This window comes from Actinomyces haliotis, from assembly GCF_015355765.1.
In the GTDB taxonomy this organism is placed as follows: Bacteria; Actinomycetota; Actinomycetes; order Actinomycetales; family Actinomycetaceae; genus Actinomyces; species Actinomyces haliotis.
Genome location: NZ_JACWNA010000019.1, coordinates 33,315 through 59,178 on the forward strand (window position 1 = coordinate 33,315; position 25,864 = coordinate 59,178).

A 25,864-nucleotide genomic window follows, 5' to 3' on the forward strand; every position below is an offset into this window, starting at 1 on the left:
AGTGTTGCGTGTATCCGATCCACTCGGAGGAGGAGCCACGTGACAGAACGACTCGAGGACACGGTCGCGCGCCTGCGCGCATTCAATGAGGAGCGTGACTGGGACCAGTTCCATTCGCCTGAGAACCTCGCCAAGTCGATCTCCATTGAGGCTGCTGAGCTCCTCGAGTGCTTCCAGTGGGGCCCGCCGGCGGACGATGCCGGCGTTCGAGAGGAGCTCGCTGACGTCCTCTCCTACTGCCTTCAGATGGCCGACCGACTCGGCTACGACCCGCTCGAGCTCGTCCTCGACAAGCTCGAGGTCACCCGGCGGAAGTACCCAGTGGAGCTGGCCAAGGGACGGAGCACAAAGTATGACCGCCTCTGACCAGTCACGGGTCCCCGCCCCGGAACTTGCCGACGGTGGCTGGCACGTTCACGACTCGCCGTTCAACCGGGACGCGGTCACTGTGTGGGCGGCTCATGATCCGCGTCTCGGAAACTGGCCTGTTGTCTATCTCATCGATGGCACCGGGAAACGGATCTACGTCGGCGAGACGCTGCACGCGACGTCGCGCATGCGTCAGCATCTCGACAACCCCGACCGAGAGGGACTCAAGCACGTCCGGGTCGTTGTTGACCCGACATTCAACAAGTCAGCCGCTCTCGACTTCGAGTCTCGCCTCATCCAGTGGGTCCACGCGGACGGCCGTTACGTCGTCGACAATCGCAACTCGGGAATCGTCGATGCCGACTACCACGGTCGTGACTGGTACCGGCAGCGCTTCGAGGACATCGTTGCGAGTCTCGAGGCGTATGACGGTGGCGCGCTCCTTCGGAGCACCATCGACCAGCTCGAGAACTCAGACCTCTTCAAGCTGTCGCCCTTCAAGACACCCACCGATGACCAGTACCGAGCAACTGAGCTCATCCTGAGCCAGATGTTGGACGCCATGCGCGAGGAGCGGCTGGCGACCGAGGCAACTGCAGGATCTGTGTTGGCAACCAGCCGCCCGCGGAGCCCCTTCGTCGTACGCGGCGAGCCTGGAACCGGCAAGACGATCGTTGCGATCTACCTCATCAAGCTCCTGATCGACATCAGCCGTCGAGGCGGCGATGAGGCCTACCTCGAGAACGGAGACGAGGTCACGGGGCTCGACTCGTTCTTCACCGCGGCGAACCAGAAGCTTCTCGACGGAATCCGCGTCGGATTCGTTATCCCGCAACAGTCACTTCGGGAGTCCGTCAAGCAGGTCTTCAAGAGGACTGCTGGGTTGAGCAAGACGATGGTCCTCTCGCCGATGGAGGTAGGGGCTGCGGACGAGGACTTCGATCTCCTCGTCGTCGATGAGGCGCATCGTCTCTCGCGCTATGCGGCGCAGTCGATGGGCACCGTGACGAAGCAGTTCAAGGAAGTTCACGCCAGGCTCTTCGGTGCCGACGACCGCGACCGCACACAGCTCGATTGGGTCATCGCTCGTAGCCGGTTCCAGCTCTTCCTCGTTGACCCAGAGCAAGCGGTCCGGACATCCGACGTGCCGATCGAGGCGCTTGAGGCTCTTGTCGACGATGCCCGACGCGATCATCGCTACTCAGAGCTCAGCACACAGATGCGAGTCGTGGGCGGTCAGGACTACATCCGCGAGATCAAGAACGCGCTTGCCGGCCGTCCGGTCTCCATGGCCTCGTTCAGCGACTACGACTTCCGTGTCTACGACGACCCTGAGGAGATGCACCAGGCCATCCTTCGCAGGGATGCCGAGCACGGCCTCGCACGGATGGTCGCCGGTTACGCGTGGCCCTGGGTCTCGAAGCAGACCAAGAGCAATCGGCAGCATCCCGTGTACGACATAGTCATTGGTGACCTCGCCATGCGCTGGAACTCCGTTGACCGCGACTGGATCGCCTCACCCAACTCCTTGAATGAAGTGGGCTCCATCCACACGGTCCAGGGCTACGACCTCAATTACGCCGGGGTCATCATCGGCCCAGATCTTCGCTATGACCCGATCGCTGGAACGACGTACTTCGACCGCTCGCAGTACGCGGACCGTGGCGCCAAGGCGAATAACCGCATGCTTGGGATTGAGTTCTCGGACGACGACCTGCGCAACTATGTCCGCAACATCTATGCCGTTCTTCTGACGAGAGGCATGCGCGGCACCTATGTGTACGCAGTGGACGAGCCGCTGCGCGATCGGCTCAAGGTCCTCTTTCCCGGGGCAGTAAGGGCGTAGTCGCCCGCACCCGCGGCACAATCACCCCCGTGAACACCGCTGACTTCGTGCCCGTCGCCGCCGTGACCCGCGGTGGCCGCGCTGACGCGCCCACCGTCGAGTCCCTCCACCTGGGCGCCGTCGTTGCACTCGAGCCCTCCGGCGCCAGCGCCTACGAGGCCGGCAACCCGGGCGTCGCCGTCTTCGCCCGCAGCGCCCTCAAGCCCCTCTTCGCCGTCGGGATGCTCCGGGCTGGCCTCGAGCTCGACGAGCCCCAGCTCGCCCTGGCGTGCGCCAGCCACTCCGGTGGCCCCGAGCACCTCGAGGTCGTCCGCAGCATCCTCGCCCGCTACGGCCTCACCGAGTCCGACCTGCGCAACACCCCCGGAGTGCCGCTCGGCGTGGCCGAACGCCTCGACTTCACACGTGCCGGCCTGCCGAAGGACAGGCTCCACCAGAACTGCTCCGGCAAGCACGCGGCCATGCTTGCCACCGCCGTTGCCAACGGCTGGGACCCGGCCGGGTACCTCGACCACGACGGCCCCGTCGCCACCCTCCTGCGCGACGCCGTCGCCGAGCTCACCGGCGCCACCATCGACCCGGCCACCGTCACCCGCGACGGCTGCGGCGCCGAGGTCTACCCGCTCCCGCTCATCTCCATGGCCCGCGCCTACGCCCGCCTCACCGCCGGCGAGCCGGGCACGCCCGAGAGCGCCGTCGCCGATGCCATGTCCGCCCACCCCGAGCTCGTCGCCGGCCGGGGGAGGGACGCCACCGCGATCATGGAGGCGATCCCCGGCTCGATCGCCAAGGACGGCGCCGAGGGCTTCCTCGCCATCGCCCTGCCCGACGGCTCCGCGCTCGCCGTCACCATCGCCGACGGCGCCATGCGCGCCACCGTCCCCGCGGCACGACCGGCCCTGCGGGCATTGGGCGTGAGCGAGGAGCAGGTCGGCGGCCTGCCCGCTCAGGACGTGCTCGGCTGGGGGAAGCCCGTCGGCGCCGTCGTCGGGCTCGAGGTCTGAGGAAGCTTTGCCCACACGGCCCTGTGCCTAGTCGGCCCGGCCATCTACGCTTGGTCCATGCCCCCAACGGCCGAGAGTCTTCTACGACGCGATGCGCTCCGTGTCCATCGCGCCGAGATTGACGCCTTGCTCGCAGCGTATGGAGCCTCGACCCCCCGGCTCTTTGGCTCGACCGCACGGGGTACGGCTAACCGAGGTTCGGACGTTGACCTACTCGTGGAACTCAACGGGGGAACGGGCAATCCGCTCATGCGCGTCGCGGGGCTGAGTGAGGAGCTCAGCGACTTGCTGGGAGTTCGAGTCGACGTCGTCGCACCTGAACTGCTCCGCGACGGGGTCTCAGACGCGGCACTGGCTGACGCGAGGCCGCTGTGAGCCGCTCCGACGAGCCAATGGCCCAGGACGTCCTCGGTTGGGGCAAGCCCGTCGGCGCCGTCGTCGGGCTCGAGGGCTGACGAAGGCGCCGAGGCGTAGCGCCCGGCTCAGTCGAGGAGCCCCGCCTCCACCATGGTCCGGCCGGCCGCGATGACCGCCTCACGGCCCGGACGCTGCTCCCAGCCGAGGACCCGCGTCGCCTTCTCGTGCGAGGCCCGCCGCTCGTAGCCGAGGTCGGCTGCGTTCGCCCGCATCTCCGTGCTCGCCAGCCCGGCCGCGCGCATCACCCAGCCCGGCATCGAGCGCCGCGGAACCTTGCGCGCCGCCGGGCCCAGCGTGACGCGCAGCAGCCGCGCGATCTCCGCCATCGGCAGCGCCGGACCATCGCTGAGCAGGAAGCGCTCGCCCGCGGCCTGCAGCGACTCGAGCGCGAGGACGTGCGCCTCGGCGACGTCGCGCACGTCGACGATCGGCATCCGGATGTCCGGCGTCGCCGGCACCCGGCCCGTCAGCAGCATCCGCACGACACCGTTCGACCCCGTCACGCTCGGCCCCATGGCCGGGCCCATGACCGCCGTCGGCAGCATCGTGACGAGCTCGAGCCCCGCGCCCTCACCGCGCACGAAGCCCCAGGCCGCCTGCTCCGCGAGCGTCTTCGAACGGCCGTAGGCGTCCGTGCCCGGGCCGTCGAGAACCGTCCAGTCGTCCTCGGTGAAGACGTGCTCGTCGTGCGGGTGGCCTCACGCGACCGCGTGGAAGGCGCTCGTGAGCACCACCCGCCGCACGCCGGCGTCGTCGGCCGCGCGCAGCACACGCAGCGCGCCCTCCCGGGCGGGCCGGATGACCGCGTCCTCGTCCTCGACGTGCCCCGGCGCGACCGGAGACGCGACGTGGAAAACGCCGGTGACGCCCGCCATCGCCCCGGACCAGCCGGCGTCGGAGAGCGGGTCCGCGGCGACGACCTCGAAGGTGCCCTGGTCCGTGAGGCCGGCCTCACCGAGCCAGCCGCGCATCGCCTCCTCGCGCGCGAGGGAGCGGACGGTGGTCCGGACCCGGTAGCCCGCCCGCGCGAGCCGAAGGACGCAGTGGCCGGCGATGAACCCCGAACCGCCCGTGACGAGGACGGCGCCGCGCTGGGCGTTGGTTGCGGAGGAGGCCGTCATGGCGCGCATCCTCGCACCTCGGTTCCCGGACGACTGCACAGCTCGGCACCGACGTCCCGACCGAGCCCACCGTCAAGGCCACCGAGCCGAGCCTCGACGACGCAGCGAACGTCACGGCCGACTCCTTCAGCTACGGCGGACCCGGCACCGGGAGCTGCCAGAAGAAGTGAGTGACGACGGCGGTCCCGTGCACGGCGAGGCGCCGCCCTTCCGATTGCGTTGACCTTCGGCACTTCGTGGTATCAGCTTGATACCATCGCGGCATGGCCATGACACTCCGCCTCGACCCCGAGCAGGACCAGCTTCTTCAGGAGCTCGCTGACGCACAGGGCGTCTCCAAGCAGGAGGCTGCCAGCCGCGCGATCGTCGAGACCGCGCAGCGCCACCTTCACTCCGCTCGCGTCTCGGAGCTCTCCGCACAGGCCCGCGAGAGGTACGCCGACGTCCTGCGGCGGCTGGGCGAGTGAACGTCACCTACCTCGACCTGGAGGACCTCCTGGCCCTGGCCGAGGACCTCGGCGTGCTCCAGGTGAGGGACGTCGGGCTCCTCGCCTCGGCCTCACAGCGCCCAGCCACCACCCTGTACGGTGAGGCCGCGTATCCGGCGCTCGCGGACAAGGCGGCTGTCGTCCTCGAGTCGATCGTTCGCAACCACCCACTCGTCGACGGCAACAAGAGGCTCGGCTGGCTCGCGACCGTCGTGTTCCTGGGGCTCAACGGGGTTGATCTCGACATCGCTGATGACGACGCCTACGACCTGGTCATCTCTGTCGCCGAGGGACGGCGGTCGTGGCAGGAGACCGCGCAGTGGCTCCGAGAGCGTGGCGTCACCGGCTGACTGCCGCCCGCCCCGTCGCCCACTTGCGGATGCAAAACTGTGTCCACGGACCGTCGAACTGACCTGCGCCCTCCTCCGACATCACCCGTCTGACAGAGAGGTCAGTCATGGCCCTGTACGAAGTCCCCTTCGCGTCCGCCAACGGCCGCGACGAGATCCAGGCCTGGATCCACACCCCAGCCACCACCCCGCGCGCCGCGGTCCAGATCGTCCACGGACTCGGCGAGCACTTCTGCCGCTACCAGCACCTCATCACAACGCTCCTCGACGCCGGCTACGTCGTCACCGGCGACGACCACGCCGGCCACGGCCGCACCGCCATGGTCTCCGGCGTCTGGCAGGACGCCGGAGAGGACGGCGCCCGCGTCGTCGTCGAGGACGAGCAGCACCTGCACGAGATCGTCTCCGAGCGGTTCCCCTACCTGCCCTACGTCGTCTTCGGCCACTCCCTGGGCTCGATGATCGCGCGCGCCCTGGCCGCCACCCGCCCCGAGAGGCTCGCCGGCCTGGCGCTAGGAGGCGTCGTCTCCCAGATGAAGGGGCTCGAGAACGAGCAGCTCGTCGCGGCCCTGGAAGCCGCCATCGCCGAGCGCGGCGGCGACGCCCTCGACTCCGACGGCGTCTCGGCCGGGTTCTTCGAGGGCGTCATGGACCACGACACCGACGTCCAGGGCCCCACCGACTGGGTCGCCCTCGACCGCGGCGTCGTCGCCGACCACGCGACCGATCCCTTCACCAACTTCGGCGCCCCCATGACGCTGCGCTTCGCCCGCTCCTTCGTCGACATCTACCACCAGGTCAACGACCCCGGCTGGTGCGAGTCCCTGCCCGCCACGCTGCCCGTATTGCTCCTCGGCGGCGACCAGGACCCCACCGCCCACTTCGGCGAGGGCACGTACCACGTGGCCAGCTCGCTGTGGGACCACGGCCTGCGCGACGTGCGCACTCACGTCTACCCGGGCGTGCGCCACGAGCCCCACAACGAGCCGAGCACCCGCGCCGACGTCGAGGGGGAGATCGTCGCCTTCGTCGAGCACTGCGCGGACAGGGCTGCTGAGCGGGGCTGAGCGACCTTGAGGCGAACGTTAGGCCCCGGCCAGCGCCACTGCCGCGTGGACCAGGGCTCTTCGTGGCGCGCCGCCGGGCCGAGGACTTGACGTCGCCACGGGTGACGCGCCGTGGACGTCGGTCCTGCGGCCCTGAGCGATTCGCCCCGGCGGCCGGTTCAGTCTCCTAGCCCCGCCAGCGCCGTCGCCCGTGCGAGGTCGCGCAGGTCGGCGGCGCGCCGCTCCGCGCCGTCCGGGCGGCGCGGCAGGCCGTGGACGGCGTCCGCCCACTCCGCGGGGACGCTGGACGCCCCGAGGTAGGAGCCCGCCATCGCGCCCGCGATCGCCGCGACAGTGTCCTTGTCCTGCGCGCCCTCCAGCGCGTGGCGCAGAACCGCGCCCATCCAGCGTCGCGCCGTCGCCGCCCGGTCCACGGAGAAGAAGCCCTCGTCGCGCGCCGAGTAGTTCGCCTCCGTGAAGGCCAGCACCGCCTTGCCGAGCGCGTCCACCGTGAAGCCGTCCGACGCCGGTGCCCCGTTGAGCGCCCACACGGCCGGGTCGTAGGTGCCGCCGTCGAAAAGCTCGTGCCAGTAGCCCTGACGCTCAGCCGGCAGGAGCTCGATCGCACGCAGGACGGGTGCTCCTGAGTACGGCATCCCCGACCACTCGGGGCCGGCCACGTTGGCGCGGATGACCTCCGCCTGCAGGACGCAGGAGTCGCCGGCCAGCGGGTCCGCGTGGGTGAGCTCGGCGACCGCGCGCGCCGCGGCCGCCGTCGCCTCCGGGTCATTGAGGCGCGTCAGCCCCACGATCCCGTTGCGCATGAGGGCACCGTTGCCCGCGGTGCGACCCGTGGCGGCGTGCAGGGCGACGGCCGCCTCGCGCATCCGCGCAGCGATCCCGGGCTCGTCACGGCTCGCGGCGACGGCGTCGATGACCTGCCTCGTCTGGGAGCCGACGTCGGTCGCGCCGTCCTCGACCACCCACCGGCACCAGCCCCGCGCGATCTCGTCGAGCGTCTCCTCGCTGGTGAGGTCATCGCCCGTGGCGGCGACGTCGGCGACGTAGATCGCCATCTGCGTGTCGTCGCTCCACTCGGCCGGGGCGTAGCCCCCGTAGCCGCCACCGAGCATCTCCGGGGCACCGGTGAGGGGTACGTCGCCGGGCTCGTACGGGACCCCCATCGCGTCCCCGACCGCCTGCGCGAGCAGGACCCCCTCGGCGCGGTCGAGCTGGGAGGGCGTGAGGGCGGAGTCGGTGGCGACCATGCCGACAGGGTAGGAGGCATGCCAGGAGAGGATGCGCGGTGCGCGGGCAGGGCGTCCTCGCGTGCCGGGGGCTGCCCCGTCGTCGGAGCCGTCCCTGAGACCAGTCCGGGTCCCAGCGGCCACGCGGATACGATGCGACCATGCTGAGCCGCATCGACCTGCGCGAGACCGACCTGACCGCCCGCGAGCTCGCCGAGGCCCTGCCGCGCGCCGAGCTCGACGTCGCCAAGGCCCTCGACGCCGTCGCCCCCACCATCGAGGACGTCCGCGACCGCGGCGCCGCCGCCCTGCGCGACGCCGCCGAGCGCTTCGACCACGTCAGCCCCGAGCACCTCCGCGTCCCCGCCGAGGCGATCGAGCAGGCTCTCGAGTCCCTCGACGCGGACGTGCGCGAGGCCCTCGAGCTCTCCATCGCCCACAACCGCGAGGGGCACACCGCCCAGCTGCCCACCGAGGTGCGCACGGAGATCGTCCGCGGCGGCGTCATCACCCAGCGCTGGATCCCCGTGCGTCGCGTCGGGCTGTACGTGCCCGGCGGACTCGCCGTCTACCCGAGCTCCGTCGTGATGAACGCCGTGGCCGCGCAGGTCGCCGGCGTCGAGCAGATCGCCCTGGCCTCCCCGCCGCAGGAGCGCTTCGGCGGCCTGCCCCACCCGACGATCCTCGCCGCCTGCGCCCTGCTCGGCGTCACCGAGGTCTACGCGGCCGGCGGCGCCCAGGCCATCGCCATGCTCGCCTACGGCGCCAAGGCCGAGAACGACGTCGACCGCGCCGACATCACCGCCGCCGGCGGCACCGGCGACGTCCTGTGCGAGCCCGTCGACGTCATCACCGGTCCAGGCAACGTCTACGTCGCCGCCGCCAAGCGCGCCGTGCGCGGCGTCGTCGGTATCGACGCCGAGGCCGGCCCCACCGAGATCGCCGTCCTCGCCGACGCCACCGCCGACCCCGAGCTCGTCGCCGCCGACCTCCTCAGCCAGGCCGAGCACGACCCCAACGCCGGCAGCGTCCTCATCACCGACTCGCCCGAGCTCGCCGACGCCGTCGACACCGCCCTCGAGCGCCGCGCCGACGCGACCAGGCACACCGAGCGCGTCCACGTCGCCCTCGGTGGGGACCAGTCCGGGATCGTGCTCGTGCGCGACCTCGAGCAGGGGATCGCCGTCGCCGACGCCTACGCCGCCGAGCACCTCGAGATCCAGACGGCGGACGCCGCCGCCGTCGCCCACCGCGTCCGGAACGCCGGCGCGATCTTCGTCGGCCCCTACTCACCGGTGCCGCTCGGCGACTATCTCGCCGGCTCCAACCACGTGCTTCCCACCGGCGGCACGGCTCGCTTCGCCGCGGGTCTCAACGTCATGGCCTTCATCAAGCCCGTCCAGCTCATCGAGTACTCGGCCGAGGCGCTCGAGTCCGTGACGGACCCGCTCACCGCGCTCGCCGAGTCCGAGGACCTGCCCGCGCACGGCGAGGCCGCTCGAGCCCGCCGCCGCTGAGGACACGTCAGCACGTCGCCCTCACAGCACCTCGCCAGCTCACGAGCGTGACGTCGTCGGACGAGCCTGGCACCGACGGCGCCGTGCTCGTCCGAGGACGCCGCGCTCCGGGTGCGCGCGTGCGCGTGCGTCGGGAGACCGGAGCTGCCGTCGGGGGCCGTGGGGGTCAGGCCTCGCTCGGCCGCACACGGGTGCGGAACCGGGCCAGGATCGTGATCGCCAGCGACTGGACCGCCGCTGCCCCGAGGATGAGGAACTGGCTGTAGTACGCCGCGACGACGTTGACTCCGCCGAGCATGAGGAGCAGGGCGGCGATGCCGAGCTCCGTGCCGGACGTGAGGCGCTCGTCCGAGGCGTCCGGTGACAGACGTCGGATCGCGAGCCAGGCGAGGACGCCTGCGGCGATCCCGAGCGCGGCCGCGATGGCGGCGAGCGTCCAGGTCGTCGCCGCCGGGTGCTCACCGATCGGGCTGTCGACCCCGCCGAGGGGGACGGGGCTCATGAGCTGCCACACCGACAGGGCGAGCAGTCCGGGCCCGGCGAGCAGGCAGATGAGCGTGAGCACCACGAGGAGCCCCCGGCCGAGCCTGCGGGCGCGGCGCAGTGGGAGCGCACGGGCCTCGTGGTCGACGTACCAGGTCATGAGGCGCTGAGACCATGCCGCGTCCTCTCCCTCAGCGACGTGCTCGGCCGCCTCGTCGACGGCGTCGCGGAGCCCGGCGACGAGGGAGCCCTGCTGCGCGGAGAGCTCGTCGTCCTCGAGGGCGCTCAGGTGCTTGCGCGCCTTCGCCAGCTGACCCGCGGTCATCGGCCCGTCGGTCGCGAACTTCATGTCCTCGAGCAGGGCGTAGAGGTTGCCGCGCGTCCCGCGCCTGCTCCTCAGGTCCACCAGGAGCCCGGCCGCGCCCAGGAGCGCGAGGAGCGTGTAGCACAGGGGCGCGGCCAGCGGGTGGAAGTAGTCGTTGTCCTGGGTGATGAACTTGCCGATCTCGTCCAGGAAGAGCCCGACGCCGACCCCTCCGAGCACGGCGGCCACAGGGTAGGCCCAGCGGTTGGCGAGGGCGAGGACCAGGGCGAGAGAGATCATGAGCAGCAGACCGCCCCACACGGCGTGGGCGATGTGGAACTCGCTGCCGCCCACCTGCGGGTACCCGGACAGCGCGAGCGCCACGCGCGTGATGAGGATCGTGAGCGCGGCGACGCCGGTCATCCCCGCGATGAGGACGCCCGCGCGAGGGCGGGTGAGGGCACGACGCTTGAGCGGCTTGGCCAGCCGGGGGCCGGTGCTCGTGCGCGATCGATCGCGGTGGCCGCCAGCGTCCCCGGAGCCGTTGGTGGACGGGTTCCCGGATGAGGAGGGGGTGGCGGTGCTGGGCATGTCAGGCTTTCTGGGTCGGGATGCGGGTGCCTCCGTCATAGCCGACGGTCCTGGGAGCGGCCTGGGGCGCTCGGGTCGACGGGGCGATCAGATCCAGTCGTTGCGGCGCATGAGGGCGTACACGACCGCGGCCGGCACGATGACCAGGATGACGGACCAGATGAAGCCCCCGAGGGTGCCGTTGCCGGGGTAGGGCACGTTCTGGCCGAACCAGCCGGTCACGAGCGTCGGGATCGAGATGACCGCGGCCCAGCCCGCGAGCTTCTTCATGACGTTGTTGAGCCGCTGGTCCTGGAGCGACAGGTGCGTCTCGAACACGGACGTGATCATGTCTCGCAGGGACTCGGTCCACTCGGCCGCCCTCAGGGCGTGGTCCGTCAGGTCCGAGTAGTACGGGTCGAGCTCGCGTACCTCCTCGGGCCTGTGGCGCCAGATGACGTTGATGACCTCACGCATCGGCAGGACGACGCGGCGCAGCGTGACGAGCTTGGTGCGCACGTCGTAGGCCTGGCGCTGGAACTCGGTGGAGCGTGACTCGGGGGAGAAGAGGTCGTCCTCGAGGTCCTCGATGGCGTCATCGAGCTTCTGGACGGTGTCGAAGTAGCCGTCGACGATGACGTCGAGGAGGGCGTGGACCAGGGCCGGCGTGCCCAGGCGGAGCAGGTCGCGGTTCGCCTTGATCCGGGACACGACCGTGGCGAGGCTGAGGGCGTCGCTCGTGCGCACGGTGACGAGGCCGCCGGGGAAGGCGAATCCGGCGACCTTGCTCAGCTCGTCCTCCTCGTCACCGTCGGTGGTGGCGAACATGCGCAGGGTCGCGTAGGTGACGAAGTACGTGTAGTCGTCGAGCTGCTGGGCCTTGGCCCGCTCGTGCGGGGCGACGGCGTCCTCGATGGCGTTGCGGTCGACGCCGAGCTCGTCGGCGAGGACCGCGAGGTCGTCCAGCGTGGGGTGGACGAGGTCCGCCCACAGGAGCATGTCCGGGTCGGCGAGGGCCTCGCTGACGCCGGAGATGTCGGTGGGGGCATCCGTGGGGACGCCGTCGCGCCAGGCGAGTGCTCGGAAGGTCATGAGCGCATGGTGCCACCGCCGCGTCCGCCTGCTCGTGGTGAGACGGGCGACCGGGGTGTGATGCTCGTCGGGGCGCGCTCGCTCAGCGCTGCGAGAGGACAAAGGGGTGCACGCTCGCGGCTCCTCCGCGCAGGAGCATCGCGCCGGCCACCGTGAGGGTCCATCCCGAGTCTGTCCAGTCGTCGACGAGGACGACCCGCGCCCCCTGCAGACCGGCGAGCGCGTTCCGGTTCCAGTCCGCCATCGTGAGCGAGCGGGCGACGTCGGCCAGGCGGAAGGCTGAGCCGACGTCGTGGCGCCCGGGCTCGCCAGTCACCCCCATGATCCCGAGCGGGCGGGCCGCGAGCTGGTGGGCGACTGCCCGTCCCAGCTGCCGCACCAGCTGCGGGCGGCGCCTCGACTCGACGATGACGACGACGAGCTCGCCGGCCCCTCCCGCACCGGAGGCGTCGAGAGCGTCCAGCGGCCCCTCGCTGCTGGGGAGCCCGTCGTCGTCCGCGTCTCCTGAGCCGATGAGGGAGCCGAGCCGGTCCGCGACCTCGAGGACGGGGCCGCGGAGCACGCCCGGGACCTGGCCGTCCTCTCCCGACTCGACGAGATCGCGAAGCGCGCCCGAGATCCCGAGGCCGTCGAGGCGACCCACGGCCATGCCCTCGCGGAGCCGCTCCGCCTCGCCGATCTTGCCCTTGAGGTCCGGGAGGCCGAGCCGGGCCATGCCGGTGGGCCACTGCTTGCGCGGCTCGAGGCTCACGCCGACGCGGGTCAGCGACTCGCGCGCCGCCTCGACCTCGGTCGCGCTGGCGGCGGCGGCGAGATCGAGCCCGCCGCACAGGTCGCACTTGCCGCAGCGCCAGCCCTCCGGCATCTCGGGGTCGTCGAGGGCGGCGCGCAGGAAGGCCATGCGGCACTGGGGAGCCTCGAGGCGCTCGTACCGGAGCATCGAGTCTTGCTCACCCAGCCTGGCCGCCTCGACCCGCTGGTAGCGCTCGGAGTCGTAGACCCAGGACTCGCCCGTGGACTCCCAGCCGCCGCGCACCCGGCGAACCGCGCCGTCGACGTCGAGGACCTTGAGCATCGACTCCAGGCGCGTGCGCCGCAGGCTCGTCACCGTCTCGAGGACGTTCGTGCTCATGACGCCGTTGCCCTCGGCTCGAGCGGCGTCGAGGCCGGCAAGGACCTCGCGGACGTCCGGCTCCGGAGGGAAGCCCTGCGCGCCGAACCAGTCCCAGATGGAACGGTCCTCGGCACCGGGCAGGAGGACGACCTCAGCCCGGGCCACCCCGCGCCCGGCGCGGCCGACCTGCTGGTAGTACGAGACGGGCGAGCTCGGGGCGCCGACGTGGACGACGAAGCCGAGGTCCGGCTTGTCGAAGCCCATGCCGAGCGCGCTCGTCGCCACGAGCGCCTTGACGCGGTTCTCCTTGAGGCTCACCTCGAGCCGCTCGCGCTCGGCCGGGTCCGTCTGACCGGTGTAGGTCGCGACCTGCAGCCCGGCCTCGCGCAGGCGCTGGGCGACCTCGCCGGCGGCGGAGACGGTGAGGCAGTAGACGATCCCGGAGCCGGGCTGGGAGCGCAGGTAGTCCGTGAGCCACGCGAGCCGCGTGGCCGCGTCCGGCAGGGTGCGCACACCCAGGTGGAGGGACTCGCGCTCGAGCGTGCCGCGCAGGACGAGGACCTCGGGCGCCTCGTGCCCCATGGCCCGCCCCGCGAGCTGCTCGGCGACGTCGTCGGTGACACGCTTGTTGGCGGTCGCCGTCGTCGCGAGGACCGGGGTGGCGGGCGGCAGCTCGGCGAGGAGCGTGCGGATGCGTCGGTAGTCGGGACGGAAGTCGTGGCCCCAGTCGGAGATGCAGTGCGCCTCGTCGATGACGACGAGCCCGGCGTCGGAGGCGAGGTGGGGGAGGACCTCGTCGCGGAAGACCGGGTTGTTGAGGCGCTCGGGGGAGACGAGGAGGACGTCGACGGCGCCGTCGCGGACCTGGCCCTCGATCTCGTCCCACTGGGTGGCGTTGGCCGAGTTCATCGTGACGGCGTTGATGCCGGCGCGCTGGGCGGCAGAGACCTGGTCCCGCATGAGCGCGAGGAGAGGCGAGATGATGACTGTCGCGCCGGCGCCCGTGCGCGCGCCCGGCGAGGGGATCGGGTCGCCGTCGTGCCAGCCGGCCCAGTCCTCCCGCAGAAGGACGGTGGAGACGAAGTAGACGGCGGACTTGCCCCAGCCGGTGCGCTGGACGACGAGGGCGCGGCGGTGGTCGACGACGAGGGCCTCGATGGCGCGCCACTGGTCCTCGCGCAGGGCGGCGTCCGGCCGGCCGACGAGCTCGCGCAGGACGACCTCAGCGCGCTCGCGGATGGGGGAGTGGGCGTCGGGGGTGCTCGTCTCGCTCATGCCGTCACGCTAACGCCTCACTCCGACGTGAACTCGTGGGCCGTACATGAGTGACGCAGAACGTACAGGAACCTGCTGTACCTGCTTGACGAGGTTTAACAGGAGCCTGTAACGTCACCCTCGTCAGAAACCGACAGGTACCCGTAGAAAGGTGCCCATACGACTCAGGAGAACACCATGACGACCGTGGAATCGAACTCGGACCCGAACCAGAACACCAACCGTCCCACCGACGAGCCCGTCGACGCCGGCGCCGCCGACCAGGACGCCCGCCCCGACCGCTCCGCCGTCGAGACCCGGCTTCACCGCCTCCAGCACCTCCTCCGCCGCCGTCACCACGAGCAGCGCGGCCCCCACGGCGCCGGGCGCTTCGGCGACGCGACCCGCGGCCGCGGCCGCGTCATCGCGGCTCTCCAGATGCAGAGCCCCATCCCCACCCGCGAGCTCGCCTACCTGCTCGACATCCGCCAGCAGTCCCTCAACGAGCTCCTCAAGAAGCTCGAGGGCGACGGCCTCGTCGAGCGCACCCCCTCCGAGAAGGACAAGCGGGTCATGCTCGTCTCCCTCACCGACGTCGGCCGCGCCGCCGAGGTCGGTGCCGCACGGGCCGACTACCTGGCCGCCCTCACCGACGACGAGGCCGCGACCCTCTCCGGGCTGCTCGACAAGGTCATCGACTCCCTCGAGGCCGAGCTCGGCGTCGACGCCGACGAGGACCCCGCCGACTGGCAGGCCGAGGCCCGTCGCCGCATGGGTGACGAGCGCTTCGAGGCCATGATGCGCATGCGCGAGGAGGGCTTCGGCCCCCGCCCCTTCGGCCCTGGCCCCTTCGGACGCGAGGACGGCCCCTTCGGTGGGCCCCACCACGGCGGCCCGCACGGGATGAACCAGGGCCACCGCCGCGGCCCGGCGGGCGAGGACGGCCCGCGCCGCGGCGAGTTCGGCCCTGGCTTCCCCGGCGGCGAGGTGCCCGAGCGCGGCGCCCGCGAGTTCCGCGGCGGCCGCCGCCTCGGACGCTTCGGACGCCCGAGCAGCTCCGGCCTCGAGGGCTGGGGCGAGCGCGCCTGACGGCCCGAGCCTCAGCGCTCCACCACGAGCCGGACCTTCCTGGACCAGCACGACGCCGACGGCGCCCGGCTCGTCCAGGGAGGTCTGGCTCGCGCTCGTCTGGGCGGGCACGGGGGCGTGCGCGTGTCGGTGCGTTCGCCCGCGGCGGCGCCCCGGCTCCGTCTCGGCTTCTGGGAGCGCCGCGCCCCGACTTGCGACGCTCCCGCCGTCGTCGGTTATGCTCCGCCCACAACCATCCCGAGCGGCTGAGAGACCTGGCTCCACGACGCCGCAGCAACCACGTCCACGACGGGCGAGGTGCTCCAGCCAGGAACGATGGAAGGCACACATGAACACCACCCGATGCGAGGCGGACGCCCCCGGCGCCTGTCGCCGTACCGTGAGGACGGAGTCTCCCCTGCCCGCGCAGCCGCGCGGTGCAGGGGCGGTCATGCCCCGCTGAGGCGCCCGGTCGTCTCAGCCCCAAGTCGTGCGACCCGCCCGGGTCACGACGCCGGTCCCCGAACGCAAGCCCGCGGCGCCGCCGCAGCCACGAAAAGGACCACCATGACCACCCGCATCCGCACCACCCACGTCGGCTCCCTCCCGCGCACCGACACCCTCCTCAAGGCCAACGCCGACCACGCCGCCGGAAGCCTCTCCGACGCCGAGCTCGCCGACGTCGTGACCCGGGAGACCGACGCCGTCGTCGCCCGCCAGGCCGAGATCGGCCTCGACGTCGTCAACGACGGCGAGTACGGCCACGCCATGACCGAGAAGGTCGACTACGGCGGCTGGTGGTCCTACTCCTTCGAGCGCTTCTCCGGCCTCGAGATCCTCCACGAGCTCCCCGAGCACAAGCCGACCCCCGCCGGCAAGCTCGAGCTCGACGACATGGGCGACCGCCGCGACTGGGTGGCCTTCGCCGACGCCTACTCCGACCCCACCAGCGGCATCCACCTCGCCACCGCCCCCGCACCCGTGTGGCCCACCGTCACCGGCGAGATCCGCTACACCGGCCAGGACGTCGTCTCCCGCGACATCACGGCCCTCAAGTCCGCCCTGGAGAAGGCCGGCAAGCCCGTCTCCGACGGCTTCATCGCCTCCATCTCCCCGGCCGCCGCCGCCCGGATCGGCAACCAGTACTACGAGGACGACGAGGCCGCCGTGTGGGCCTGGGCCGAGGGCCTGCGCGAGGAGTACAAGGCGATCACCGACGCCGGGCTCACCGTCCAGATCGACGCCCCCGACCTCGCCGAGTCCTGGGACCAGTTCAAGGTCGCGCCGTCGGTCGAGGACTACCGCCGCTTCTCCGCCGTCCGCATCGATGCCCTCAACCACGCCCTCGAGGGCATCGACCCCGACCAGGTCCGCTACCACATCTGCTGGGGCTCCTGGCACGGCCCGCACTCCACGGACCTCGGCCTCGACAAGATCGTCGACCTGGCCCTCGCCGTCAACGCCAACGGCTTCACCTTCGAGGCCGCGAACGCCCGCCACGAGCACGAGTGGCGCGTGTGGAAGGGCCTCGTCGAGGACGGCGGGCTCGCCGACGGCAAGTACCTGATCCCCGGCGTCGTCTCCCACGCCACGAACGTCCTCGAGCACCCCGAGCTCGTCGCCGAGCGCATCGAGCGCTTCACGAGCATCGTCGGCCCCGAGCGCGTCGTGGCCTCGACGGACTGCGGCCTGGGCGGGCGTGTCCACTCCCACATCGCCTGGGCCAAGCTCGAGTCCCTCGCCGAGGGCGCCCGCATCGCGAGCGAGCGGGTCTGAGCGGCACCCGCCGCGAGAGGATCAGCAGCATGACTCACATCCGTACCACGCACGTCGGCTCCCTGCCGCGCACGCCCGAGCTCCTCGACGCGAACCTCCGTCGCGCCGACGGCTCCATCACCGAGGAGGCCTTCCACGACGTCCTCACCGACGCCGTCGCCAAGGTCGTCGCCCGCCAGCACGAGATCGGCCTCGACGTCGTCAACGAGGGCGAGTACGGCCACATCACCTCCGGCGCCGTCGACTACGGCGCCTGGTGGAACTACTCCTTCTCCCGCCTCGGCGGCCTCACCATGACCGACGAGGACCGCTGGGCGAGCACCGAGACCGTCCGCTCCGAGCCCGGGCACATCCGTCTCACGACGATGAGGGACCGCCGCGACCGAGTCCGCTTCAACGAGGCCTACGAGGACCCGACGACCGGCATCCTCACCGGCCGCAGCGTCGTCGGGAACCCCAAGATCACGGGCCCGATCACGTACATCGGCGACGACGCCGTCAAGGCCGACGTCGACCTCCTCGTCCAGGGCCTCAAGGACAACGGCCTCACGCCCGCCGACGGCTTCGTCGCCGCCCTCTCCCCGGGGTCCGCCGCGCGCATGAAGAACGCCTACTACGACGACGAGGACGCCCTCCTCGACGACTGCGCCGACGCCATGCACGAGGAGTACAAGGCGATCACCGACGCCGGGCTCACGGTCCAGCTCGACGCCCCCGACATGGCCGAGTCCTGGGACCAGATCAACCCCGAGCCGACCGTCGCCGACTACCGCGAGTTCATCGCCAAGCGAGCCGCCGCGGCGAACCGCGCCCTCGAGGGGATCCCGGCCGAGCAGGTCCGCTTCCACGTCTGCTGGGGCTCCTGGCACGGCCCGCACACGACCGACATCCCCTTCAAGGAGATCGTCGACATCGTCCTGAAGGTCAACGCCGGCGGCTACACCTTCGAGGCCGCCAACGCCCGCCACGAGCACGAGTGGAGCCTCTGGAAGGGCGTCAGCCTCCCCGAGGACAAGGTCATCATCCCGGGCTGCGTCTCGCACTCGACCAACGTCGTCGAGCACCCCGAGCTCGTCGCGGAGCGCATCACGCGGTTCGCCGAGATCGTCGGCCCGGAGCGCGTCATCGCGTCGACCGACTGCGGCCTGGGCGGGCGCGTCCACCCGCTCATCGCCTGGGCGAAGCTCGAGTCCCTCGCCGAGGGCGCCCGCATCGCCTCCGAGAGGTTCTGAGCGCTCCCGAGCGGGCACCGCGCGCTCGGACGTACGGTCCGTCCTGGGCGTGGCGCTGGCTACCCTGGGCGCGTGGAGACCCTCGTCATCGCGGTCCTCGGCCTGCTCATCATCGCCGCCTGCAACCAGCTCGCGCCCAAGGTCGGCGTCGCCTCGCCCCTCATCCTCCTGGCCGTCGGGGTCCTCGTCGGCTTCCTGCCCTGGGTGGGCACAGTGAGCGTCGACCCCGAGATCATCCTCGAGGTCGTCCTCCCGCCTCTGCTCTTCGGCGCCGCCGTCGGCATGCCCGTCATGGACTTCCGCCGCGAGCTGCGCAGCGTCGCCGGTCTCGCGATCGGCCTCGTCGTCATCTCCGCGATCGTCATCGGCCTCGCGGTCCACGCGCTCGTCCCGGCGGTCTCGCTCGCCTGGGCGATCGCTCTCGGCGCCGTCCTCAGCCCCACCGACGCCGTTGCCGTCTCCATCGCACGCGGTGCCGGGGTCAACCACCGGATCATCACGATCCTCGAGGGCGAGGGCCTCTTCAACGACGCCACCGCCCTCGTCCTCCTCTCCGCCGCCGTCTCCGCGGGCCAGGCCGGCGGAGAGGGCGTCACCGCGTGGGGAGTCGCCGGGGAGTTCGTCCTCGCCCTCGGCGTCGCCGTCGTCATCGGGCTCGTGGTGGGCGAGATCGGGGTCCGGGTGCGCGGGCGCATCACCGACCCCGCCGCGGACACCGTCTTCTCCTTCGTCATGCCCTTCCTCGCCTCGGTGCCCGCCGACCACCTCGGCGGCTCCGGGCTCGTGGCCGCCGTCGTCGCCGGGCTCGTCGTGTCCCGGCGGCGGGTCTCCGTCATGGGCGCCCAGAACCGACGCTTCGCCCAGCAGAACTGGAAGACCGCCGAGCTCGTCCTCGAGGGCGGCATCTTCCTGTTCATGGGGCTGCAGGCCTACGGCATCTACCACGAGGTCGACGTCCTGCCCGGGGGGCCCGGCGTCGGCCGCGCGGTCCTCGTGGCCGTCACCGCGGGTGCGCTCACCGTCGTGCTCCGCGCCGTCTTCGTCGCGCCGCTGCTCGCCTGGCTCGCCTCCGCGCGCCACCGCAACGCCCGCCGCGTCGCGGTCGGCGCCGAGCGTCTTGAGCAGTTCGAGGAGCGCCTCTCCCACGCCTGCGACGTCGATGACGAGATGCTCGCCGCCCGCAACCTCACCCAGGACGACTGGGCCCGCGCCCTGGACCGGTGGCGGCATCGCCTCGACCGCGGCCACCGCAAGCAGAATCGCGTCGCCGGCGACCTCGCCTACTGGACGCAGACCCCGCTCGGGCCCCGTGAGGGAAGCGTCATCGTGTGGGCGGGGATGCGCGGGGTCGTCACCCTCGCTGCCGCCCAGACCCTCCCGTTCACCGCACCGATGCGCCCCGTCCTCCTGCTGGTCGCGCTGCTCGTGGCCGGAGGCTCCCTCGTCATCCAGGGGCTCACCCTCGTCCCGCTCATCGCCCGGGTCAGGCCCCAGACGGCCGACCCCGAGGAGGAGGCCGCCGAGCAGAGGCGCCTCCTCAAGCTCCTCGGCCACGCTGTCAAGGACACTGCCCTGGCCCGCGCGATGCAGGAGCAGTACGAGGCCGGCAACACGGCCACGCGCGACGCCGGCCGCTCCCTCTCGCTCGTCGGCCGGACGGGTCTGGCGCAGCAGCGCGCGCGGAGGGACGACGACGTTGAACAGCCCGTGCCGCAAGCCGCGCCGGTCTCGCAGGAGGCGGACCAGCACGACGCCGTCGAGGCCGCCGAGGAGGCCATCGAGCCGCTGAGCCGCGAGCAGGTCCGTGACCTCGCCATCGAGGCGATCCAGACGCAGCGCGACGCCCTCATCGAGGCGCGCGACGAGGGCCTCTTCCACTCGTCGGCCCTGGAGCTCGCCCTCGAGCGCCTCGACGCCGAGGAGATCATGCTGTCCTCCCACTGAGGCCGCTCCGCGGAGCGCTCGCTCGCGCGCCGGTGGCCGGCCGGATCGGGCGGCCCCCCGTCCGTGAGCGTGCCCACGAGCCCCGGGGGGGGCACCCGCCCGCCGCGCGGTCCGAGCGGTGCGCGCCTAGGGTGGCCCGGTGCAGACCCTCGTCATCGCGGTCGCCGGGATCCTTGCCGTCGTCGTCTCCAACCAGCTCGCGCCGCGCGTCGGCGTCGCCTCCCCGCTCATCCTCCTGGCCCTCGGCGTCGCCGTCGGCCTCACGCCGTGGGGCGGTGGCCTCACGGTGGACCCGGAGGTCATCCTCGAGGTGGTCCTGCCGGCCCTCCTGTTCTCGACGGCGGCCTCGCTGCCCGTCATGGACTTCCGACGCGAGGTCGTCGCCGTCTCCGGGCTCGCGATCGGCCTCGTCCTGGCCACGGCCGTCCTCCTCGGCCTCGTCCTGGACGCCCTCGTCCCCGCCCTCACCCTGCCGTGGGCGATCGCCCTGGCCTCCGTCATCAGCCCCACCGACGCCGTCGCCGTCTCCATCGCCCGGGGCTCGGGCGTCGGACGCCGTGTCATCACGGTCCTCGAGGGCGAGGGCCTCTTCAACGACGCCTCCGCCCTCGTCCTCCTGTCCAGCGCGACGGCGGCCGGCCTCGCTCACGACGACGGGGAGCTCAGCCCCGGCGCCCTCGTCCCCGACTTCCTCCTCGCCCTCGTCGTGGCCGTCGTCATCGGCTGGGCGGTGGGCGAGCTCGCCGTGCGGACGCGAGCCCGCGTGCTGCGCGCCCCGATGGACACGGCCCTGACCTTCACCATCCCCTTCCTGGCCTCGGTGCCGGCCGAGCACCTCGGCGGCTCCGGGCTCGTGGCCGCCGTCGTCGCGGGACTCGTCCTGTCCTACCGAGGTCCGCGCCTCCTCCCGCCGTCCTACCGCCAGGCCGGCGACCGCAACTGGCAGACGATCGAGCTGCTCCTCGAGGGCCTCATCTTCCTCACCATGGGGGTCCAGGCCTTCGGGATCGTCGCGGAGGTGGAGCGGGACGGCCTCGGCGTGGGCACGGCCGTGCTCGTCGCCGTCGTCGCCGCCGTCGTCACGATCAGCGTTCGCGGCGCGTTCGTCGCGGTCCTCATCCCCGGGCTCCGGCTGCTGGGACGCGGCCGACGGCACCGCCACAACCGGCACGCCGACGCCCTCGCCCGGATGGAGGAGCGTCTGACCGCCCTGTCCGCCGACGGCGTCGGCGGACCGGGCGACGACGCTGACGGGACCACCGACGGCGGTGACGACGGTGCCGGGCCACGGCAGGCCCCGGCGGCCACCCGGCTCAGTCCCGTCGGCCGGAGCCTGCGCCGGGAGCGGCGGCGCGCGCGCCGGCTCGGCGCGGACCTCGAGTACTTCCGCAACGAGCCGCTCGGCTGGCGCGAGGGTGCCGTCATCGTGTGGGCGGGCATGCGAGGCGCCATCACACTGGCGGCCGCCCAGACCCTGCCCACCGCGACGCCCTCGCGTCCCTTCCTGCTGCTCGTCGCGCTCGTCGTGGCCGCGGGCTCGCTGACCGTCCAGGGCCTCACCCTCCCGTGGCTCATCACGCTGGTCCGCCCTGCCATGGCGTCCGAGATGACGGACCGTGAGGAGCGGGACCGGCTCGTCCGCCTCCTCGCGTCGGCCGCGAAGTCCTCAGCCCTGTCCGAGGCCATCGCCGACCACGCCTCCGACGAGGCAGGCCCGCAGCGCGTCGCCCGCGTCATGACCGGGTGGTCGACCCTCGGACGGGTGCTCCATCACCACCACGGCGAGGGCAGCCCCGTCGAGGCGGCCGACGCGACCCTCGCCGAGCCTGGTGCGTCGGGCGACGACGTCGCCGCCGAGCAGGCGGTGGACGAGGAGATGGCGGCCGACCAGGCGGCCGCCCGCGCGGGCTCCGCGCAGGCCTCCGAGGCTCTTGACGCAGCGCACGTGCGCGAGCTGGCGATCGACGCGATCCGTCAGCAGCGCGACGCCATCCTCGACGCCCGCGACGAGGGGATCTTCTCCTCCGGCACCCTCGCCTACGCGCTGGCGCGCCTGGACGCCGAGCAGATCATGCTCGAGACGCACCGGTGAGAATGCTGCGCCAGCACCCGGACCGCTCGTCGGCCGCGTCGGCGCCGCCCGTAGACTCCCGGGCATGAGCACGCTGCCCCTGCGACCCGGGCTCGAGGGCGAGACGCCCTACGGCGCCCCCGAGCTCGACGTCCCCGTCCGCCTCAACGTCAACGAGAACCCCTACGCGCCGTCCGAGGCCGTCGTCGCGTCGATCCGCGACGCCGTCGCCGAGGCCGCCACCGGGCTCAACCGCTACCCGGACCGAGACTTCCAGGCCCTGCGCGGCGCGCTCGCGGATTACCTCGACGTGGAGTCGGGCGTGCGCGTGGCGCCGGAGCAGGTGTGGGCCGCCAACGGCTCGAACGAGGTCATGCTCCACGTCCTTCAGGCCTTCGGCGGCCCCGGGCGCACCTGCCTCACCTTCACGCCCACGTACTCGATGTACCCCGAGTACGCGCGCGACACCCTCACCGAGTACGTCACCGAGCCGCGCGCCGTCGACTTCACCCTCGACCTCGACGTCGTTCGCGAGGCGATCGCTCGCACACGCCCGGCCGTCGTCATCCTCGCCAGCCCGAACAACCCCACGGGCACCGCCCTCCCGCTCGACGACGTCCGCGCCGTCCTCGACGCCGCCCGCGGCGCCGGCCCGCTCACGGCCGACGGCGAGCCCACCGACGCCGTCGTCGTGATCGACGAGGCCTACGGCGAGTTCCGTCGCCCCGGAGTCCCCTCCGCCCTCGAGCTCCTCGCCGACAACCCGCACCTCGCCGTCTCGCGCACCATGTCCAAGGCCTTCGGCATGGCGGGGCTGCGGCTGGGCTACCTCGCGGCCTCCCGCGAGCTCGTCGACTGCCTGCGCGTCGTCCGCCTGCCCTACCACCTCTCCGCCGTCAGCCAGGCCGCGGCGCTCGCGGCGCTCTCGCACCGCGAGGAGCTCATGAGCCAGGTGGCCTCCCTGCGCGGCGAGCGCGACGGACTCGTCACCTGGCTGCGCGAGCAGGGCTGGAACGCCTACGAGTCCGACTCCAACTTCGTGCTCTTCGGCCCCTTCGAGGACCGCGAGGCCGTCTTCGAGGCCCTCCTCGAGCGCGGCGTCCTCATCCGCGTCGTCGGCCCGGACGGGTACCTTCGGGTCTGCATCGGCACGCCCGAGGAGATGGAGGCCTTCCGCACCGCCCTCACGGCCGTCGCCCCCAGCAGCGAGGAGAGGAACGCATGAGCCGCACCGCCCGTATTGAGAGGACGACGAGCGAGTCCAGCGTCGTCGTCGAGATCGACCTCGACGGCACCGGCCGGACGGACATCGAGACGACCGTCCCCTTCTACAACCACATGCTGACGGCCCTGGGCAAGCACTCGCTCATCGACCTCACCGTCCGCGCCAGCGGCGACACGGACATCGACGTCCACCACACTGTGGAGGACACCGCCATCTGCATCGGCGAGACGCTCAAGGAGGCGCTGGGGGACAAGCGTGGCATCCGCCGCTTCGGCGACGCGACCGTCCCGCTCGACGAGGCCCTCGCCCAGGCGGTCGTCGACATCTCCGGCCGCCCCTACCTCGTTCACGACGGCGAGTCCGAGGCCTTCGTCCACCACCTCATCGGCGGGCACTTCACCGGCTCCATGGTGCGCCACGTCCTCGAGGCCATCGCCTACCACGCCGGCATCTGCCTGCACGTCCGCGTCATCTCCGGCCGCGACCCGCACCACATCGCCGAGTCCGAGTTCAAGGCCCTCGCGCGCGCCCTGCGCCAGGCCATCGAGCCCGACCCGCGCGTCGACGGCATCCCGTCCACGAAGGGGGCCCTGTGATGCACGACGGTCACGGAGCGGGCCCCACGGGTCCTGACGCCACAGACGGCGCCGACGAGCCGCAGGACATCGACGCCGAGTTCGCCGCCATGATGGAGGGCCTCGAGCTCCCCGCCGAGATGCAGGCGGACCTCGCCGCCCTCGACGAGGCGCAGCCCTCCGACGACGACCGCGCCGGCGAGACCGACGCCGACGACGCGCAGGAGCCCGAGCGCAACGAGACCGGCGGCTCCGTCCACACGGTCTCCGCCGACGACGTCCCCCACAACACCTACCGCGCTCCCAGCGAGGAGCCCGACGACGGTCTGAGCGAAGGGCAGGAGGACGAGATCGCGGCCCTCGCGGCCGCCCTCGCCGCCGCGCCCACTGCGGGCGAGGGCGCCGACGGAGCAGCCGACGCCGCGTCTGCGGACCCGACCGTGGCCGCCAAGGCCGTCAAGGTCGCCGTCGTCCTCACGCCGCTCGCCTCCGCCGACGCGCTCGCGGCCCTGTGCAGGATGAGCGACCTCGACTGCGTCGTCGTCCCGGCCTCCTCCGGGGCCTTCGCGGTCAAGGAGCTCGTCTCCGCCCACTCCGAGTGGGACGTCACCGAGCTGCTCGGCGGCGAGGACTCCGAGCCTGCCGAGGCGGCCGAGCTCGCGAGCGCCCTCTCGCGCCTCTCGCGCGCCGGCGTCGTCCTGCTCACCGCGGACCTCGCCACCGACGTCGGCATCGAGTCGGGCCTGTCCGGCACGATGACCGCGCGCCGCTACCAGAACGCCCAGGCGGGGGAGGAGGCCAGCGCTGGCCTCATCCTCGCGGCCGTCGACCAGGTCGTCGAGGACGTCCTCCTCGGCGTCACCCGGGCCGAGGACGCTCCGGGCGCCATCCGCACCGAGGACGTCAAGCCGGGCCGTGCCATGCGCCTGTTCGGCCGGGGCCTGCGCCGTCCCAAGGGCGACTCGCAGAACTGAGCCAGGCGCCCGCCCGGGCACCGGACGGTCACGATTCCGTGTCGCACCCGGGCGGTAGGCTCATCACATGAGTCAGCCACGCGTCGTCGTCCTGGGCTACGGATCCGGCAACGTCCGGTCGGCGGTGCGCGCCCTCGAGCGCGTCGGGGCCGAGGTGACTCTCACCGCGGACGCCGCGGAGGTCGAGGCCGCCGACGGCCTCGTCGTCCCCGGCGTCGGCGCCTTCGCCGCCGTCATGAACCAGCTCCGCTTCGTCGACGCCCCCCGCCTCATCGAGCGCCGTCTCGCCGGTGGCCGCCCCGTCCTCGGGATCTGCGTGGGCATGCAGGTCATGTTCGAGGACTCCACCGAGTACGCGGACGGCACCGACGACGTCGCTGGCGACGGGGGCTCCCGGGTCCCGGGACTCGGTGAGTGGGCCGGGACCGTCTCGCGGCTCGACGCCGACGTCGTCCCCCACATGGGCTGGTCCGAGGTCCGGCCGCCCGCGCGCTCCGTCCTCTTCGACGGCGTCGAGTCCGAGCGCTTCTACTTCGTCCACTCCTACGCCGCCAAGACCGACCCCGCCGCCGGTCTCGCCGAGTCCGCCACGCGTCTGCCGCAGGCCACGTGGGCGACGCACGGCGAGGACTTCGTCGCCGCGGTGGAGAACGGCCCGCTGTCGGCCACCCAGTTCCACCCCGAGAAGTCCGGCGACGCCGGCGCCCAGCTTCTGCGAAACTGGCTCGCCACCCTGTGACGGGCCGCGTGGGCGTCAGCGGCTCGATCGACCGACCC

At 72.2% G+C, this 25,864-nt stretch carries 21 protein-coding genes, 1 pseudogene and 1 riboswitch; of the genes and pseudogenes, 17 read left to right on the plus strand and 5 right to left on the minus strand.

The features are described from left to right. Positions 1 to 39 precede the first annotated feature (39 nt). Genes IXW69_RS08875 through IXW69_RS08890 form a run of 4 tightly spaced genes read left to right on the plus strand, consistent with a single transcriptional unit; the run spans position 40 to position 3,594 of the window. Positions 40 to 366 carry a nucleotide pyrophosphohydrolase gene (locus IXW69_RS08875; RefSeq protein ID WP_323745260.1) on the plus strand — a complete coding sequence of 109 codons (327 nt, stop codon included), beginning with the start codon at positions 40 to 42 and terminating at the stop codon, positions 364 to 366. Beyond that, on the plus strand, positions 353 to 2,215 hold the full coding sequence (locus IXW69_RS08880) for a DUF2075 domain-containing protein (RefSeq protein ID WP_194785984.1): 1,863 nt from the start codon (positions 353 to 355) through the stop codon (positions 2,213 to 2,215). Before IXW69_RS08875 ends, IXW69_RS08880 begins: the two co-directional genes overlap by 14 nt. Before the next feature lie 29 nt (positions 2,216 to 2,244). Beyond that, the gene (locus IXW69_RS08885) at positions 2,245 to 3,219 is read left to right on the plus strand and encodes an asparaginase (protein WP_194785985.1); all 975 of its coding nucleotides are present in this window, start codon (positions 2,245 to 2,247) and stop codon (positions 3,217 to 3,219) included. Between the two features lie 57 nt (positions 3,220 to 3,276). Further along, on the plus strand, positions 3,277 to 3,594 hold the full coding sequence (locus IXW69_RS08890; RefSeq protein ID WP_194785986.1) for a nucleotidyltransferase family protein: 318 nt from the start codon (positions 3,277 to 3,279) through the stop codon (positions 3,592 to 3,594). 107 nt (positions 3,595 to 3,701) lie between these two features. On the opposite strand, the pseudogene IXW69_RS12075 reads toward IXW69_RS08890, so the two are convergent. After that, positions 3,702 to 4,766, minus strand: a pseudogene (locus tag IXW69_RS12075) (SDR family oxidoreductase). Between the two features lie 254 nt (positions 4,767 to 5,020). On the opposite strand from IXW69_RS12075, the gene IXW69_RS08900 reads away from it, so the two are divergent. The 3 genes from IXW69_RS08900 (at position 5,021) to IXW69_RS08910 (ending at position 6,662) form a co-directional block, all read left to right on the plus strand. After that, complete coding sequence (locus tag IXW69_RS08900; protein ID WP_194785987.1) at positions 5,021 to 5,224, plus strand: CopG family transcriptional regulator; 204 nt, start codon at positions 5,021 to 5,023, stop codon at positions 5,222 to 5,224. Continuing rightward, positions 5,221 to 5,595 carry a type II toxin-antitoxin system death-on-curing family toxin gene (locus tag IXW69_RS08905; RefSeq protein ID WP_194785988.1) on the plus strand — a complete coding sequence of 125 codons (375 nt, stop codon included), beginning with the start codon at positions 5,221 to 5,223 and terminating at the stop codon, positions 5,593 to 5,595. The genes IXW69_RS08900 and IXW69_RS08905 overlap by 4 nt, the downstream gene beginning before the upstream one ends. A 107-nt stretch (positions 5,596 to 5,702) precedes the next feature. After that, on the plus strand, positions 5,703 to 6,662 hold the full coding sequence (locus IXW69_RS08910; RefSeq protein WP_194785989.1) for an alpha/beta fold hydrolase: 960 nt from the start codon (positions 5,703 to 5,705) through the stop codon (positions 6,660 to 6,662). 158 nt (positions 6,663 to 6,820) lie between these two features. Here IXW69_RS08910 and IXW69_RS08915 read toward each other — a convergent pair whose 3' ends face one another. Beyond that, positions 6,821 to 7,909, minus strand: coding sequence for an ADP-ribosylglycohydrolase family protein (locus IXW69_RS08915; RefSeq protein WP_194785990.1), 1,089 nt, complete (start codon positions 7,907 to 7,909; stop codon positions 6,821 to 6,823). A gap of 140 nt (positions 7,910 to 8,049) precedes the next feature. Here IXW69_RS08915 and hisD point away from each other — a divergent pair, with 140 nt between their 5' ends. Further along, positions 8,050 to 9,405, plus strand: a complete 1,356-nt coding sequence (gene hisD / locus IXW69_RS08920; protein ID WP_194785991.1) for a histidinol dehydrogenase — start codon at positions 8,050 to 8,052, stop codon at positions 9,403 to 9,405. 166 nt (positions 9,406 to 9,571) lie between these two features. Here the strand turns inward: hisD and IXW69_RS08925 are convergent, their stop codons facing one another. From IXW69_RS08925 to IXW69_RS08935, 3 genes are all read right to left on the minus strand, one after another. Next, positions 9,572 to 10,783 (minus strand): hypothetical protein, encoded by a 1,212-nt coding sequence (locus IXW69_RS08925; RefSeq protein WP_194785992.1) that lies wholly within the window; start codon positions 10,781 to 10,783, stop codon positions 9,572 to 9,574. Positions 10,784 to 10,870: 87 nt separating this feature from the next. Then, on the minus strand, positions 10,871 to 11,854 hold the full coding sequence (locus IXW69_RS08930) for a magnesium transporter CorA family protein (protein ID WP_194785993.1): 984 nt from the start codon (positions 11,852 to 11,854) through the stop codon (positions 10,871 to 10,873). A gap of 82 nt (positions 11,855 to 11,936) precedes the next feature. Continuing rightward, positions 11,937 to 14,243 carry a RecQ family ATP-dependent DNA helicase gene (locus tag IXW69_RS08935; protein ID WP_194785994.1) on the minus strand — a complete coding sequence of 769 codons (2,307 nt, stop codon included), beginning with the start codon at positions 14,241 to 14,243 and terminating at the stop codon, positions 11,937 to 11,939. Between the two features lie 177 nt (positions 14,244 to 14,420). On the opposite strand from IXW69_RS08935, the gene IXW69_RS08940 reads away from it, so the two are divergent. From IXW69_RS08940 to hisH, 9 genes are all read left to right on the plus strand, one after another. After that, positions 14,421 to 15,311 carry a MarR family winged helix-turn-helix transcriptional regulator gene (locus tag IXW69_RS08940; protein WP_194785995.1) on the plus strand — a complete coding sequence of 297 codons (891 nt, stop codon included), beginning with the start codon at positions 14,421 to 14,423 and terminating at the stop codon, positions 15,309 to 15,311. Positions 15,312 to 15,540: 229 nt separating this feature from the next. After that, positions 15,541 to 15,633, plus strand: a riboswitch (SAM riboswitch). A 224-nt stretch (positions 15,634 to 15,857) separates the two neighbouring features. Beyond that, positions 15,858 to 17,066, plus strand: a complete 1,209-nt coding sequence (locus IXW69_RS08945; RefSeq protein WP_194785996.1) for a cobalamin-independent methionine synthase II family protein — start codon at positions 15,858 to 15,860, stop codon at positions 17,064 to 17,066. Between the two features lie 29 nt (positions 17,067 to 17,095). Continuing rightward, complete coding sequence (locus IXW69_RS08950) at positions 17,096 to 18,298, plus strand: cobalamin-independent methionine synthase II family protein (protein WP_194785997.1); 1,203 nt, start codon at positions 17,096 to 17,098, stop codon at positions 18,296 to 18,298. A gap of 72 nt (positions 18,299 to 18,370) precedes the next feature. Next, positions 18,371 to 20,242: a cation:proton antiporter gene (locus tag IXW69_RS08955; protein WP_194785998.1), complete on the plus strand. Its 1,872-nt coding sequence runs from the start codon at positions 18,371 to 18,373 to the stop codon at positions 20,240 to 20,242. 139 nt (positions 20,243 to 20,381) lie between these two features. Then, a complete protein-coding gene (locus IXW69_RS08960; protein WP_194785999.1) occupies positions 20,382 to 22,334 on the plus strand; it encodes a cation:proton antiporter in 1,953 nt (650 codons plus the stop codon). A 64-nt stretch (positions 22,335 to 22,398) separates the two neighbouring features. Then, complete coding sequence (locus tag IXW69_RS08965) at positions 22,399 to 23,538, plus strand: histidinol-phosphate transaminase (RefSeq protein WP_194786000.1); 1,140 nt, start codon at positions 22,399 to 22,401, stop codon at positions 23,536 to 23,538. Continuing rightward, entirely contained in the window at positions 23,535 to 24,134 is a 600-nt protein-coding gene (hisB, locus tag IXW69_RS08970) for an imidazoleglycerol-phosphate dehydratase HisB (RefSeq protein WP_194786001.1), read from the plus strand. Before IXW69_RS08965 ends, hisB begins: the two co-directional genes overlap by 4 nt. Continuing rightward, on the plus strand, positions 24,134 to 25,087 hold the full coding sequence (locus IXW69_RS08975; RefSeq protein ID WP_194786002.1) for a hypothetical protein: 954 nt from the start codon (positions 24,134 to 24,136) through the stop codon (positions 25,085 to 25,087). The genes hisB and IXW69_RS08975 overlap by 1 nt, the downstream gene beginning before the upstream one ends. Before the next feature lie 67 nt (positions 25,088 to 25,154). After that, a complete protein-coding gene (gene hisH, locus IXW69_RS08980) occupies positions 25,155 to 25,826 on the plus strand; it encodes an imidazole glycerol phosphate synthase subunit HisH (protein ID WP_194786003.1) in 672 nt (223 codons plus the stop codon). Positions 25,827 to 25,864 lie beyond the last annotated feature (38 nt).

Bases quoted from the DNA above. Each gene is read 5' to 3' on its own strand.
- IXW69_RS08915 (WP_194785990.1), bottom strand. From the start codon at position 7,909: ATGGTCGCCACCGACTCCGCCCTCACGCCCTCCCAGCTCGACCGCGCC.
- IXW69_RS08935 (WP_194785994.1), bottom strand. From the start codon at position 14,243: ATGAGCGAGACGAGCACCCCCGACGCCCACTCCCCCATCCGCGAGCGC.
- IXW69_RS08900 (WP_194785987.1), top strand. From the start codon at position 5,021: ATGGCCATGACACTCCGCCTCGACCCCGAGCAGGACCAGCTTCTTCAG.
- hisD (WP_194785991.1), top strand. From the start codon at position 8,050: ATGCTGAGCCGCATCGACCTGCGCGAGACCGACCTGACCGCCCGCGAG.
- IXW69_RS08925 (WP_194785992.1), bottom strand. From the start codon at position 10,783: ATGCCCAGCACCGCCACCCCCTCCTCATCCGGGAACCCGTCCACCAAC.
- IXW69_RS08890 (WP_194785986.1), top strand. From the start codon at position 3,277: ATGCCCCCAACGGCCGAGAGTCTTCTACGACGCGATGCGCTCCGTGTC.
- hisH (WP_194786003.1), top strand. From the start codon at position 25,155: ATGAGTCAGCCACGCGTCGTCGTCCTGGGCTACGGATCCGGCAACGTC.
- IXW69_RS08930 (WP_194785993.1), bottom strand. From the start codon at position 11,854: ATGACCTTCCGAGCACTCGCCTGGCGCGACGGCGTCCCCACGGATGCC.
- IXW69_RS08880 (WP_194785984.1), top strand. From the start codon at position 353: ATGACCGCCTCTGACCAGTCACGGGTCCCCGCCCCGGAACTTGCCGAC.
- IXW69_RS08940 (WP_194785995.1), top strand. From the start codon at position 14,421: ATGACGACCGTGGAATCGAACTCGGACCCGAACCAGAACACCAACCGT.
- IXW69_RS08965 (WP_194786000.1), top strand. From the start codon at position 22,399: ATGAGCACGCTGCCCCTGCGACCCGGGCTCGAGGGCGAGACGCCCTAC.
- IXW69_RS08945 (WP_194785996.1), top strand. From the start codon at position 15,858: ATGACCACCCGCATCCGCACCACCCACGTCGGCTCCCTCCCGCGCACC.
- IXW69_RS08975 (WP_194786002.1), top strand. From the start codon at position 24,134: ATGCACGACGGTCACGGAGCGGGCCCCACGGGTCCTGACGCCACAGAC.
- IXW69_RS08910 (WP_194785989.1), top strand. From the start codon at position 5,703: ATGGCCCTGTACGAAGTCCCCTTCGCGTCCGCCAACGGCCGCGACGAG.
- hisB (WP_194786001.1), top strand. From the start codon at position 23,535: ATGAGCCGCACCGCCCGTATTGAGAGGACGACGAGCGAGTCCAGCGTC.
- IXW69_RS08950 (WP_194785997.1), top strand. From the start codon at position 17,096: ATGACTCACATCCGTACCACGCACGTCGGCTCCCTGCCGCGCACGCCC.